The 13,078-nt window shown below is 66.4% G+C and carries 9 protein-coding genes; 5 read left to right on the top strand and 4 right to left on the bottom strand.

All coding sequences use genetic code 11. From position 1 onward, the window contains the following. Nucleotides 1–114 precede the first annotated feature (114 nt). Genes ACODSK_RS30635 through ACODSK_RS30625 form a run of 3 tightly spaced genes read right to left on the bottom strand, consistent with a single transcriptional unit; the run spans nucleotide 115 to nucleotide 5,808 of the window. Nucleotides 115–1,494 carry an efflux transporter outer membrane subunit gene (locus ACODSK_RS30635; RefSeq protein WP_489021606.1) on the bottom strand — a complete coding sequence of 460 codons (1,380 nt, stop codon included), beginning with the start codon at nucleotides 1,492–1,494 and terminating at the stop codon, nucleotides 115–117. Further along, nucleotides 1,494–4,613: an efflux RND transporter permease subunit gene (locus ACODSK_RS30630; protein ID WP_489021604.1), complete on the bottom strand. Its 3,120-nt coding sequence runs from the start codon at nucleotides 4,611–4,613 to the stop codon at nucleotides 1,494–1,496. The genes ACODSK_RS30635 and ACODSK_RS30630 overlap by 1 nt, the downstream gene beginning before the upstream one ends. Nucleotides 4,614–4,623: 10 nt before the next feature. Further along, on the bottom strand, nucleotides 4,624–5,808 hold the full coding sequence (locus ACODSK_RS30625; protein ID WP_489021602.1) for an efflux RND transporter periplasmic adaptor subunit: 1,185 nt from the start codon (nucleotides 5,806–5,808) through the stop codon (nucleotides 4,624–4,626). A gap of 152 nt (nucleotides 5,809–5,960) precedes the next feature. On the opposite strand from ACODSK_RS30625, the gene ACODSK_RS30620 reads away from it, so the two are divergent. The 5 genes from ACODSK_RS30620 to codA all read left to right on the top strand — a co-directional run bounded on the left by ACODSK_RS30620 (nucleotide 5,961) and on the right by codA (nucleotide 12,390). Then, on the top strand, nucleotides 5,961–7,355 hold the full coding sequence (locus ACODSK_RS30620) for an ATP-binding protein (protein WP_489021600.1): 1,395 nt from the start codon (nucleotides 5,961–5,963) through the stop codon (nucleotides 7,353–7,355). Further along, the gene (locus ACODSK_RS30615; protein ID WP_489021598.1) at nucleotides 7,352–8,014 is read left to right on the top strand and encodes a response regulator; all 663 of its coding nucleotides are present in this window, start codon (nucleotides 7,352–7,354) and stop codon (nucleotides 8,012–8,014) included. The genes ACODSK_RS30620 and ACODSK_RS30615 overlap by 4 nt, the downstream gene beginning before the upstream one ends. Nucleotides 8,015–8,667: 653 nt before the next feature. Next, on the top strand, nucleotides 8,668–9,930 hold the full coding sequence (gene codB / locus ACODSK_RS30610) for a cytosine permease (protein WP_489021596.1): 1,263 nt from the start codon (nucleotides 8,668–8,670) through the stop codon (nucleotides 9,928–9,930). After that, a complete protein-coding gene (locus ACODSK_RS30605; protein ID WP_489021594.1) occupies nucleotides 9,927–11,144 on the top strand; it encodes a PucR family transcriptional regulator in 1,218 nt (405 codons plus the stop codon). Before codB ends, ACODSK_RS30605 begins: the two co-directional genes overlap by 4 nt. Nucleotides 11,145–11,148: 4 nt before the next feature. Beyond that, nucleotides 11,149–12,390 (top strand): cytosine deaminase, encoded by a 1,242-nt coding sequence (gene codA / locus ACODSK_RS30600; protein ID WP_489021592.1) that lies wholly within the window; start codon nucleotides 11,149–11,151, stop codon nucleotides 12,388–12,390. Between the two features lie 9 nt (nucleotides 12,391–12,399). On the opposite strand, the gene ACODSK_RS30595 is transcribed toward codA, so the two are convergent. Continuing rightward, a complete protein-coding gene (locus ACODSK_RS30595) occupies nucleotides 12,400–12,801 on the bottom strand; it encodes an ACT domain-containing protein (protein WP_489021590.1) in 402 nt (133 codons plus the stop codon). Nucleotides 12,802–13,078: the final 277 nt, after the last annotated feature.

Below are 13,078 nucleotides of genomic sequence, written 5' to 3'. Positions count from 1 at the left end.
CCTCAGTGGGGGGATTTTCACCCATTGAGGTGTCCGGGGTCATTAGACCAGCGCAGGTGACTCCACTACTGCAATCGCGGGTGAACCCGCTCCCACAAGCTGCTCCGCAAACTTTCAGCCCTGCCACCCTCCACCCAGCACCTTGTACAAGGTCACCCGGTTCGCCTGCTCCGACAGCTCCAGGCTGATCAGCGATTGCTGCGCCGAGTACAGCGAACGCTGTGCATCGAGCACTTCGAGGAAACTGTCCGAACCCTGCTTGTACAGCGCCAGCGACAGGTCGTAGCTGCGCTGGCTGGCTTCGGTGAGGCTGCGCTGGGCGTCGAGCTGCTCGTTGACATGGGCGCGCACGGCCAGAGCATCGGCGACTTCGCTGAAGGCGGTCTGCAAGGTCTTCTCGTAAGTCGCCACATCGATATCCCGGGTGATCTTCGCCGCCTCAAGGCTGGCCTTGTTGCTGCCAGCATTGAAGATCGGCAGGTTGATCGACGGGGCGAAACTCCATGCCCGGCTACCCGAGCCGAACAGCCCGGACAACTCGCTGCTGGCCGTACCGCCACTGGCAGTCAGGCTGATGCTGGGGAAGAACGCCGCCCGTGCCGCGCCGATATCGGCGTAGGCCGCCTTGAGGCTGTGCTCGGCGGCAAGCACGTCCGGCCGCCGGGTCAGCAGGCTGGAGGGCAGGCCGTCCGGCACCGTGACCAACAGCGCAGCGTGGTACGCCTGGGCGTCGGGCAACAGGGCCGGGTCGAGGCTCTCGCCCACCAGCAGTTGCAGGGCATTGCGGTCCTGGGCCACCTGGCTTTCATAGTTGGCCACCTGCACCCGCGCCGATTCCACCGTGCTGCGCGCCTGGGCCAGGCTCAGACCGGACTCGCCGCCGAGGCCATGGCTCTGCTTGACCAGGCCATAGGTCTTCTGCTGGCTGTCGTAGGTGTCCTGGGCCAGCTTGAGCAACTGCTGGTCGGCAGCCAGGGTCATCCAGGCGTTGGCAACTTCCGCCACCAAGGCGATCTGCGTGCTGCGCCGGGTTTCCTCCTGGGCCAGGTAGTTCTCCAGCGCGGCGTCCTTGAGGTTGCCGAGGCGGTTGAACAGGTCCACTTCGTAATTGCTGATGCCCAGGCCGACGCTGTACTGGCTGCTGACCAGGCTTTGCCCGTCGCTCACCGCCCGTTGGCGGGTGCCATCGGCCGTGGCCGATAGCGACGGGTACTGCGCTGCCCGCTGGATGCGGTACTGCGCGCGCTGGTATTCGACGTTGAGCGCAGCCACCCGCAGGTCGCGGTTGTTGGCCAGGGCCCGGGCCACCGTGTCGCGCAGGCGCGAGTCGACGAAGAAGCTGCGCCAGTCGATCTCCGCAGCCGCTTCGCCAGCGCTGCTGCCCACCGGCCATTGCGTATCGACCGGCGCTGCCGGTTGCTGGTAGTCCGGTGCCAGGTTGACGCAGCCGCCCAGGGCCAGGGCAATCAGCAGGGACAGACAGGACAGGCGCATCAGTTGACTCCTTCGGCAGTGGCGCTGGCGCGACGGGCGGCCAGGCGTTGTACCAGCACATAGAACAGGGGAATGAAGAACAGGCCGAGCAGGGTGGCGGCGAGCATGCCGCCGAGCACGCCGGTGCCGATGGCCTGGCGCCCGCCAGCGCCGGCGCCGCTGCTCACCGCCAGCGGCAGCACGCCGAGGATGAACGCCAGCGAAGTCATCAATACCGGACGCAGGCGGATGCGCACCGCTTCCAGGGTCGCGGCCAGAAGGTCGCCGCTGCGCTCGTAGGCTTCCTTGGCGAACTCGACGATCAGGATGGCGTTTTTCGCCGCCAGGCCCACGGTGGTCAGCAGGCCGACCTGGAAGTAGACGTCGTTGGACAGCCCGCGCACCCCGGTCAGCAGCAGCGCGCCGAGGATGCCCAGGGGCACCACCAGCATCACCGCGAAGGGCACCGACCAGCTTTCGTACAGGGCTGCCAGGCAGAGGAACACGAACAGGATCGAGATGGCGTAGAGCAGCGGCGCCTGGTTGCCGGCCAGGCGTTCCTGGTAGGACTGGCCGGTCCAGGCGTAGCCGATGCCTTCCGGCAGTTGCGCCATGATTTCTTCCACGGCGGCCATGGCATCGCCGGAGCTCACGCCGGGGGCCGGCTCGCCCACCAGCTCGAACGAGCCAAAGCCGTTGTAACGCTCCAGCAGCGGCGACGAATTGCTCCAGCGCGTGCTGATGAACGAGGCCATCGGCACCATCGCATTGCTGTCGTTGCGCACGTACCAGTCACCGAGGTTCTCGGCGAGCATGCGGTTGCCGGCCTCGCCTTGCAGGTAGACCTTCTTCACCCGCCCGGCATCGAGGAAGTCGTTCACGTAGCTGCCGCCCATGGCCACGCTCAGGGTGTCGTTGATATCGCTGGCGGCCACGCCCATGGCGCCGGCCTTGCGGTCGTCGATATCGATGTTCAGTTGCGGCGTGTCTTCCAGACCCTGGGCGCGGACCATGGCCAGGCGCGGGTCCTGGGCGGCCAACTGGATGAACTGGTCGCGGGCCTTGAGCAATTCGGCATGGCCGAGGCCGCCCAGGTCCTGCAACTGCACGTCGAAGCCGGAACTCTCGCCCAGGCCCTGGATCGCCGGCGGCGCCATGACGAACACCTGGGCATCGAGAATCCGTCCCAGCGCCTGGCTGGCCCGTTGTGCCACCGCCGCCGCGCTGTGCTCGGTGCCCTGGCGCTCGCTCCAGTCCTTGAGCTTGATGAAGCCGCGTCCGGAGTTCTGTGCGTTGCCGCCATTGCCAAGGCCGCGCACGGTCAGCACCGAGGCCACTTCAGGCTGCGTCAGCAGGTACTCGCGCACCTCGGCGGTCACCGCCTGCAAGCGCTCGTCGGTGCCGCCCACCGGCAGGGTGATGCCGACCATCAACATGCCCTGGTCCTCGTCGGGCAGGAAGGCGCTGGGCAGCTTCTCGAACATCAGTGCCACGCCGCCGAGTACCAGGGCGTACACCAGCAGGGCGCGCAGCGGCCTTGCCAGCAGGCGGCCGATGCTGCCCTGGTAGCGCAGCGAGGCGCGTTCGAAGCTGCGGTTGAACCAGCCGAAGAAGCCGCGCCGCTCGCCGCCATGGCCGGGCTTGAGCAGGGTGGCGCACAGCGCCGGCGTCAGGATCAGCGCCACCAGCACCGACAGGGTCATGGCGGCGACCATGGTCACCGAGAACTGCCGGTAGATCACCCCGGTGGAACCGCCGATAAAGGCCATCGGCACGAACGCCGCCGACAGCACCACGGCGATGCCGACCAGCGCGCTGCTGATCTCGCCCATGGACTGGCGCGTTGCCTCCCGTGGCGACAGGCCTTTCTCGGTCATGATCCGCTCGACGTTCTCCACCACCACGATGGCATCGTCCACCAGCAGGCCGATGGCCAGGACCATGCCGAACATGGTCAGGGTATTGATCGAATAGCCCAGCAGCGACAGCACGCTGAAGGTGCCCAGCAGCACCACCGGCACGGCGATGGCCGGGATCAGGGTGGCGCGCAGGTTCTGCAGGAACAGGTACATGATCAGCACCACCAGCGCGATGGCCTCGAACAGGGTCTTGATCACTTCCTCGATGGAGATCTTCACGAAGGGGGCGGTGTTGTAGGCCACCTCGGCGCGCAGTTGCAACTGGCTGGGGAAGAACTTTTCCAGCTCGGCGAGCTTGCTTTGCACTGCCTCGGACACGTCCAGGGCGTTGGCCCCGGTAGCCAGGCTGATGGCCATGCCGCCGGCGGGGCGGCCATTGTGCTCGGCGACCACGTCGTAGCTTTCGCTACCCAGTTCGACCCGGGCCACGTCGGCCAGGGTCACCACTGCGCCGTTGCTGGCGTACTTCAGCACCAGCTCGCGGAACTGCGCGGCAGTCTGCAGCTTGCTGCGCGCATTGATGGTGGCGTTGAGTTGCTGGCCGGGCAGCGCGGGCAGGGCACCGAGCTGGCCAGCCGAGGTGTCGACGTTCTGGCTTTGCAGGGCGCTGCTCACGTCGGAGGGCATCAGCGCGTATTGCTTGAGCTTGTCCGGGTCGAGCCAGATGCGCATGGCGTAGCTGGAGCCCAGGGTGGTCACCTGGCCGACCCCGCTGACCCGGCTGATCTGGTCGTACAGGGTGCTGGAGATGAAGTCGCTGATATCGGTGGCGCTGACCTCGGGGTTGTCCGAGACCAGCGAGAAGATGATCAGGAAGTCGCTGGCCGAGTTGCGGATCTGGATGCCTTGCTGCTGCACGGTTTCCGGCAGGCGCGCCTTGGCCTGTTCCAGCTTGGTCTGCACCAGCATCTGCGCGGTATTGATATCGGTGCCGGCCTCGAAGGTCAGGGTGATGCTGGCACTGCCCGCCGAACTGCTGCTGGAAGACATGTAGGTCAGGCCTTCAAGGCCGGTCATCTGCTGTTCGATGACCTGGGTCACCGAGTCTTCCATGGTCTTGGCCGAGGCGCCGGTGTAGGTGGCGCTGAGGGTGATCTGCGGCGGGGCGATGTTGGGGTACTGGGCCAGCGGTAGCTGGAAGATCGCCAGCACGCCGCCGAGCATCACCAGGATGGCGATGACCCAGGCGAAGATCGGGCGGTCGATGAAATAGCGGGCCATGGGCGCGTCCTCAGTTCTTGCTGGCGGTCAGGTTGGCGTCGACGGTCTGCACCTGCTGGCCGACCCGGACCTTCTGCAGGCCCTGGACGATCAACTGGTCGCCGGGCTGCAGACCGGCGCTGACCCACCAGCGGTTGCCGACCGCGCGGGCCAGGGTCAACTGGCGCTGCTCGACCTTGCCGTCGACCACCACCAGGGCCGTGGCATCGCCGCGCTCGTCGCGGCTCACGCCTTGCTGCGGGACGAGAATGGCGTCCTGCTGCACGCCTTCGCGCAGGGTCGCCTTGAGGTACATGCCGGGTAGCAGCAGGCCGTTCGGGTTGGGCACCAGGGCGCGCAGGGTGACGCTGCCGGTGCTTTCATCCACGGTGACGCCATTGAAGGTCAGGGTGCCTTCATGGCCGTAGGCGCTGCCGTCTTCCAGAGCCAGGTCGATGCGCGTGGCGTCCTTCTGTTCGGCCGGGGCCAGCTTGCCTTCGGCCAGCTCGCGCTTGAGGCGCAGCAGGGTGCTGCTGGGCTGGGTGAAGTCGACGTAGATCGGGTCCAGTTGCTGCACCGTGGTCAGGGCGCTGGTCTGCTCGGCGGTGACCAGGGCGCCGGGGGTCACCGAGGAGGTGCCGGTCTGGCCGTCGATGGGGGAGGTGATGCGGGTGTAGCCGAGGTTGATCCGTGCGGTCTTCGCCGCCGCTTCGGCCGACTGCAACGATGCCTTGGCCTGGAGCAGGGAGGCCTGGGCGGTTTCGTTGTCCTCGGCGCTGATCGCGTCGATCTGCACCAGTTGCGCGTCGCGTTTGGCCTTGAGCTCGGCGGCCTTGAGCGTGGCCTTGGCCGAGGCCACGCTGGCTTCGGCTTCGGCCAGTGCGGCCTGGTACGACTGCGGATCGATCTGGTACAGCGCCTGGCCGGCCTTGACCGTCTCGCCCTCGGTGAACAGACGCTTCTGGATGATGCCGCCGACCTGCGGGCGGATCTCGGCGACCAAATGGGCGCTGGCGCGGCCGGGCAGGGTGGTGGTCAGGGTCTGCGGGCTGCTGGCGACCTGGTGCACGGCGACCTGCTGGACTTCTGCGCCGGGGCCACCGGGTAGTTTGCCGGGTGCGCCGGCGGGAGTGTCCTGGCGGCAGGCGCCAAGGGCGATCAGCACCATGCCGACGGTGAGGGCGCGCAGCAAGGGGGAACAAGTGAAGGAAGGCATCCGTGGACTCCAGACCGATAAGAGGTATGGCGGCCAGCGTGCGCGGCAATTGTGCAGGCAATGTGCAGAAATCTAGGAGATTCAAGCGGCGGCCTTGCCGCGCCGTGTCGTGCGGGCTTCAATGCGTCCATTGCCCACCTCCTGGCGCCTTCATGAAAATCAGCCTGTCCCGCAAGTTCTTCCTGGCCATGCTCGCCGTCTGCGCCTTCGCCGTGCTGGGCATGGTGTTCGCCGCCTACCTGAGCCTGAAATACGGCTTTCTCGGCTACCTCAACCAGCAGGCCGAGGAGCGTATGGACGGTTTGGTCCCGCGCATCGAGCAGGCCTATGCCCGGCATGGCAGCTGGGACTTCATCCGCCGCGACCAGGACCAGTGGTTCGAACTGCTGCGCCCGGTGGAAACCGAGCCGGCGGGGGTGTTCGATCCGACGCGGCTGAGCGTGTCCGACCTGACCGGCGCCTTCGTCCGTTTTGCCCTGCTGGATGCCCGGCGCCAGCCGATCATCGGCTACCAGGCGGCCTCCGGCGACATGCTGTTGCGACCGATTCACCATCAGGGCGAAGTGGTCGGCTGGATGGCCCTGGCGCCGCTGCAATCGGTGACCAGCGTCGGCGACCGGCGCTTCCAGCTCAATCAGTTGCGCTCCAGCCTGCTGATCGGCCTGGCCTGCTTGCTGGCGACCGCGGTGATTGCCTGGTGGCTGACCCGCGCCTTGCTGCGGCCGATCCGCGAGGTCGCCAGCGCCACCCACCGTCTGGCCGCCGGCGACTACGGGATCCAGGTGCCGGTACGCTCCAGTGACGAAGCCGGGCAACTGGCCGGCGACTTCAATCGCATGGCCGCGACCCTGGCCAGCAACGAACGCATGCGCCGCGACTTCATGGCCGATATCTCCCACGAGTTGCGCACCCCGCTGGCGGTGATGCGTGCCGAACTGGAAGCCATGGAAGACGGTATCCGCCCGCTCAACGCCACCACCCTGCGCTCGTTGCAGGGCGAGGTCGGCGCCCTGACCAAGCTGGTGGACGACCTGTTCGACCTGTCCCTGGCCGAGGTCGGCGGGCCGACCTACCGTCGCGAGCGTATCGACCTGCGGGTGTTGCTGCCGGTAGTGAGCGAAGCCTTCCGCGCCGGGTTCGGCGAACGCGGGGTCAGCCTTGAGCTGGAGTTGCCGGAGCATCCGCTCTGGGTGTTCGGCGATGAGTCCCGCCTCGGGCAACTGCTGCACAACCTGCTGGAAAACAGTCGGCGCTATACCGATCCCGGTGGCCGCACAATATTGCGTGCCGTGCGCGTCGGCGACGAGGTGCATGTGCAGTGCGAGGACTCGGCGCCCGGTGTCGATCCGGCGTCCCTGGAGCGCCTGTTCGAGCGTTTCTACCGCGCCGAGCGCTCGCGCAACCGGGCCAGCGGTGGCACCGGGCTGGGCCTGGCGATCTGCCGGGGTATCGCCGAAGTGCATGGCGGCAAGCTCACCGCCGAAGCCTCGGCCCTGGGCGGGCTGCTGTTGACCCTGACCTTGCCGTCTGCCGGAGAACACTCATGAGCCACGGACGCATCCTGCTGGTGGAAGACGAACCCAAGCTGGCGGCACTGGTGGGCGATTACCTGCGTGCCGGCGGCTACACCGTGGAGCACCTGGCCGAGGGCCTGGCGGTGATCCCGACCCTGCGTCAGCAGGCCTTCGACCTGGTCCTGCTCGACCTGATGCTGCCCGGCCGCGATGGCCTGGACATCTGCCGCGAGCTGCGCGGCTTCAGCCAGATGCCGCTGATCATGATGACCGCCCGGGTCGACGAGATCGACCGCCTGCTGGGCCTGGAGCTGGGCGCCGATGACTACATCTGCAAGCCGTTTTCCCCGCGCGAGCTGGTGGCGCGGGTCAAGGCGGTGCTGCGGCGCAGTGGTGCGCAAGGCGGCAGTTCTGGCCTGGAGCTGGACCCGCAGACCTTTCAGGCCCGCTTCAAGGGTGTGGCGCTGGAGCTGACCCCGGTGGAATTCCGCATGCTGGCCGCCCTGGCGACGCGGCCGGGCCACGTGTTGTCGCGGGACCAGTTGATGAACCACATCTACCAGGACCACCGGGTGGTCGCCGACCGCACGGTGGACAGCCATATCAAGAACCTGCGGCGCAAGCTGGCGGCGGTGGCGCAGGACCCGATCCGCTCGGTGTATGGGGTGGGGTATAGCCTGGAGGTGGAGTAGGGGGCTGATACACCTCTTTTGGTGAGAGTGCCTGTCCGTAGGTCGCATCAAGGCTGCCAGGCGTCTGCCTTGAATCTTGCAGCGTTCTTGAGATCGAGCGCCGTCCGCACGGCGCATCGCCGGCAATCGGATCGCCGCCCGGCCGGCTCCCACATTTGTTTCAACGTACCTATGTCTGTTAGGCCATGGTTGTTCGCCTTGTTGGTACGACGCGGTATCGCGTCGAGCCCAACGGCTTCCCCGCGATAGATCGCCTAACATCCAAGGCTGGCAGCGGAGATCTCACAGGCCATGGCGCGTTGCAACAAATGTGGGAGCCGGCCGGGCGGCGATCCGATTGCCGGCGATGCGCCGCGCGGGCGGCGCTCGATCTTGAGGGCGCTAGAAAAGCATCGACATGCACCTGTCAGCCTTGATGCGGTTTCCCGACGGGCGCTCTGTGCTGACTACATCTGCCGTGCCTGTGTTTGGTGCGCGACTGACTCGAATCAGGTCAATTGCTACATAGTCATCGGGTATTTTTCTCATTAAGTGTGCAAGATGCCCAGTATCTTCTGTGCGCGCTGCACCGTATTCCAGCCTCTGCCCGCCCTGGCAAAAGCGGCCCGCATATTGCTCTCCCTGCTCCCAACTTCAACCCGGAGCACCGTGCAATGAGCTCATCCACCGAATTTCCGCTGTCCGAAGCCCCGCAGTCCGCGCGCAAGGGCCTGCTGCCCATCGCCATGGTGCTGTTCAGCTTCACCTTCTTCACCGGCACCATGTTCGCCGGCGGCAAGCTGGGCATGGCGTTCAATTTCGTCGACATGCTGTGGATCGCCACCATCGGCAATACCTTGCTGGCCCTGTATGCCGCGGCGCTGGCTTTCATCGCCTCGCGCAGCGGCCTGAACACCGTGCTGATGGGGCGCTTCTGCTTTGGCGAGGCGGGTAGCCGGCTGTCCGACTTTCTTCTCGGTTTCGCCGAACTGGGCTGGTACGCCTGGGGCACGGCCACGGTGGCGATCGTACTGGTCAAGCTGCTGGGGCTGGCGGAGGGCTTCAGTATTCCGCTGATGGTGCTGTTCGGCCTGGGCTTCAGCCTGACCGCGATCATCGGCTTCAAAGGGCTGGACGTGCTGTCGCGGGTGTCGGTGCCGCTGATGTTCGTGCTGCTGGTGGTGTCGATGGTCATCGCCACCCGCGATGCCGGCGGCTTCCCGGGGCTGCTGGCGGTGATGCCGCATGACACCCTGACCTTCTCGGCGGCGGTAACCATGGTCTTCGGCACCTTCGCCAGCGGCGCTACCCAGGCCACCAACTGGACCCGCCTGGCCCGCAGCGGCCGGGTCGCGGTAACCGCCAGCATCGTCGCCTTCCTGCTCGGCAATGGCCTGATGGTGGTGGCCGGGGCCTGGTGCGCGATGGTCTACCAGCAGGCCGATATCGTCGAGGTGATGATGCTCCAGGGCCTGTCCTTCGCGGCGGTGGTGATGCTGTGCCTGAACCTCTGGACGATCCAGGGCCCGACTATCTACAACGTTTCGGCCGCAGCCTGCCACCTGCTGCGCAGCGAGCGCCGGCGCACCGCGACCCTGGCGGCGGCCGGTGTGGGCATCGTCCTGGCGATCGGCGGCATGTACGAGATGCTGATCCCGTTCCTGGTGCTGCTCGGCTCGATCATTCCGCCGGTGGGTGGGGTGATCATGGCCGACTTCTGGTATCGCCATCGCGGCAAGTACCCGGCCCTGGCCAGCGTCAGCCTGCCGCGCTACAACCTCACCGGGCTGGTCGCCTATGCCGTCGGTGCGGTGCTGGCCTATGCCTCGCCGTGGGTTGCGCCGCTGGTGGGTATCGGTGCGTCGGCGCTGTGCTATGTGATCCTGCTTGAGGCGAGCCGGCGTCTGGCCCCCGGTCAGGCCGGGATCCAGCGGTGAGCCTGGCACTGGACCAGATCCTGCACCTGCCCGGCCTGGAGGAGATGCAGGTCCGTGCTGGCGCGCGCAACCTGGCGCGACGGGTGCGCTGGCCCTATGTGGCGGAGAACGAAGGCATCGCCGAATGGGTGATGGGTGGCGAGCTGGTGTTCGTCACCGGCATCAACCATCCCCGTGGCGAAGCCAACCTGCTGAGCCTGGTGGAAGATGGCGAGGCGGTGGGCATTGCCGGGATGGTCATCCTTACCGGCGGCAGCTTTCTGCATGCGATTCCGCCCGCGGTGATTGCCCGTGCCGAGCAACTGGGCCTGCCGCTGATCGAGCAGCCCTATGCGCTGAAAATGGTGGTGGTGACCCATCTGATCGGTACGGCGCTGGTGCAGATGAACCAGGTGCGGCGCACCCGCAACGACATCCTCGGCCAGTTGCTGACCGGCGATTACCCGAGCCTGGCCATCGCCCGCCAGCGCGCGGCGCACCTCGACCTTGCCCTGGACCAGCCGCGCCGTTTGGTAGCGTTGCGCCTGGCCGGGGTCGACGGCCTGTTCGAGCAGCATGGCCTGAGCCAGGGCGAGCGCCTGTGGCAGGGGGTGCGTCAGGCCCTGGAGGACCAGTTGGAGGCGTGGTGCCGCGAGCATGCTGGAGCGGTGGTCGTGCAGTTGCCGGGGGATCTGTTCGTACTGTTGCTGGCGGAGATGCCGGAACTGCACGCGAGCTTGTCCGCATTGCATCGGCAATTGGCCGGGGTGGCAGGGCAACTGAACGTGCAAATGGGCCTGTCGAGCCTCGCCGCCGACTGTGCCCACTACCGCCAGGCCCTGCACGAGGCCCGCCAGGCCCTGGACGTGGCGCGCAACTTGCGCCCGGCCAGCGGCTTCTGCGACTTCAGCGAGCTGGGAGTGCTGCGCCTGTTGCAGGGTATCGCCGACCGTTCGCTGATCGACGATTTCGTCGCCCAGACCCTCGGCCCGCTGATCGCCCCTGGCCGCAAGCACCCCCATTTACTGGTGCATACCCTCGACGCGCTGCTCAAGGAGAACGGCAACGGTTTCCAGGCCGCGCAGCGCCTGGGCTTGCATCGCAACACCATCAACCAGCGCATCCAGCGCATCGAACAACTGAGCGGGCAGTCCCTCGACGACCCGCTTTTCCGCATGAACGCCTCGGTCGCCCTGTTGGTATGGCGCATGAGCGAAGACCCGAACCAGGAGTAACTCCATGAACATCATCAATGCACGTCTGCGCGGCAAGCCGGGCCTGTTCCGCATCGAACTGGACGGTGAGCGCATCGCCGCCATCCAGCCGCAGGCCGAGGTGCTGGCGCTGGCCAGCGCCGACGACCTGGACGCCGGGCAGAACCTGGTGGTCGCGCCTTTCGTCGAGCCGCATATCCACCTCGACGCGACCCTCACCGCCGGCGAGCCGAACTGGAACATGAGCGGCACCCTGTTCGAAGGCATCGAACGCTGGGCCGAGCGCAAGGAGATCACCACCCACGAGGACATCAAGACCCGGGCGAAAAAGACCATCGGCATGCTGGTCGACCACGGCATCCAGCATGTGCGCACCCATGTCGACGTGACCGACCCGACCCTGGTCGCGCTCAAGGCCATGGTCGAGGTGCGCGAGGAGGTCCGTCATCTGATCGACCTGCAGATCGTCGCCTTCCCCCAGGAGGGCATCGAGTCCTATGCCAACGGCCGAGCCCTGATGACCGAGGCGGTGGCCATCGGCGCCGATGTGGTCGGCGGCATCCCGCACTTCGAGAACACCCGCGACCAGGGCGTATCGTCGGTGAAGTTCCTGATGGACCTGGCCGAACGCACCGGCTGCCTGGTGGACGTGCACTGCGACGAGACCGACGACCCGCAATCGCGTTTCCTCGAAGTGCTGGCCGAGGAGGCCCGGGTGCGCGGCATGGGCGCCCGGGTCACGGCCAGTCACACCACGGCCATGGGCTCCTATGACAACGCCTACTGCTACAAGCTGTTCCGTCTGCTGAAGCTGTCGGGGATCAACTTCGTTTCCTGCCCGACCGAAAGCATCCACCTGCAAGGCCGCTTCGACAGTTACCCCAAGCGTCGCGGCCTGACCCGGGTGGCCGAGATCGACCGGGCCGGCATGAACATCTGCTTCGGCCAGGATTCGATCGTCGACCCCTGGTACCCGCTGGGCAACGGCAACATCCTGCGCATCCTCGAAGCCGGGCTGCATATCTGCCACATGCTCGGCTACGAGGATCTGCAGCGCTGCCTGGACCTGATCACCGACAACAGCGCCCGCACCCTCAACCTGGGCGAGCGTTACGGCATCGAGGTCGGTCGCCCGGCGAACCTGCTGCTGCTGTCGGCGCCTGACGATTACGAGATGGTGCGCAGCCAGGGGCATGCGCTGGTGTCGGTACGGCATGGCAAAGTGCTGATGCGCCGGACCGAGGCGCGGGTGGAGCGGTTCGCCTGAGCGCTGGCTTCAGGCTGAAGGGCGGGACAGGCGGTGCAGCACCTGCATGGCTTTTTCCGCGTCTTCCTGGGCCACGAAGATGTGGTCGTGGTAATAGCCGGCGATCACGTTGCAACTGATCCCGGCTTCGGCGAGCGCCGTGGCGAAGGCTGCCGTCAGGCCTACCGCTTCGAGGGAGGAATGGATGGTCAGGGTGATCCAGGCGGCGACGTAGCTGTATTCCAGGCCCAGGGCCTGGGCGGTGTCGCGCTCGATGATCACGGTCAGGCCTTCCTGCTCGCGGAAGGTACCGACCGGCAGCCGGCCTTGCAGGGCCGAAGGATCGGCCAGGGTGCAAAACACGTATTCACCGGGGTTGAGCGATGGCTGCATGCCGGTCAGCAAGCGGGTGATGTTCTTTTCGCCGGACATGGGCGGGCTCCTGAGTTGGGAAAGCGAGGGAGGCCATTATTGCGGGTGTTTTCAGCGGCGCGGTTAAAAGTGCTGATGATGGATAAGCGGGGGTGATGGGGCTTGTCCTGATCTTTGCAGCACATCTTCCGGTTTACACAAACCACCCGTGCGGCGCGGTCCATAGGAGCTGCTTTGCTCCCACAGGTTCCCGGGCCGGCCGCAGGATCCAGGCCTCACACAAAACCTGTGGGAGCTGGCATTGCCAGCGATGAGGCCCGCAAGAGCAATCCGGCCA

This window comes from Pseudomonas sp. FG98 (assembly GCF_057808595.1).
This window is presented reverse-complemented; position numbering and strand designations above follow the sequence as displayed.

Excerpts from the sequence above, each read along its gene's own strand:
- ACODSK_RS30615 (WP_489021598.1), top strand. The coding sequence starts at position 7,352 with ATGAGCCACGGACGCATCCTGCTGGTGGAAGACGAACCCAAGCTGGCG.
- ACODSK_RS30595 (WP_489021590.1), bottom strand. The coding sequence starts at position 12,801 with ATGTCCGGCGAAAAGAACATCACCCGCTTGCTGACCGGCATGCAGCCA.
- ACODSK_RS30625 (WP_489021602.1), bottom strand. The coding sequence starts at position 5,808 with ATGCCTTCCTTCACTTGTTCCCCCTTGCTGCGCGCCCTCACCGTCGGC.
- ACODSK_RS30630 (WP_489021604.1), bottom strand. The coding sequence starts at position 4,613 with ATGGCCCGCTATTTCATCGACCGCCCGATCTTCGCCTGGGTCATCGCC.
- codB (WP_489021596.1), top strand. The coding sequence starts at position 8,668 with ATGAGCTCATCCACCGAATTTCCGCTGTCCGAAGCCCCGCAGTCCGCG.
- codA (WP_489021592.1), top strand. The coding sequence starts at position 11,149 with ATGAACATCATCAATGCACGTCTGCGCGGCAAGCCGGGCCTGTTCCGC.
- ACODSK_RS30620 (WP_489021600.1), top strand. The coding sequence starts at position 5,961 with ATGAAAATCAGCCTGTCCCGCAAGTTCTTCCTGGCCATGCTCGCCGTC.
- ACODSK_RS30635 (WP_489021606.1), bottom strand. The coding sequence starts at position 1,494 with ATGCGCCTGTCCTGTCTGTCCCTGCTGATTGCCCTGGCCCTGGGCGGC.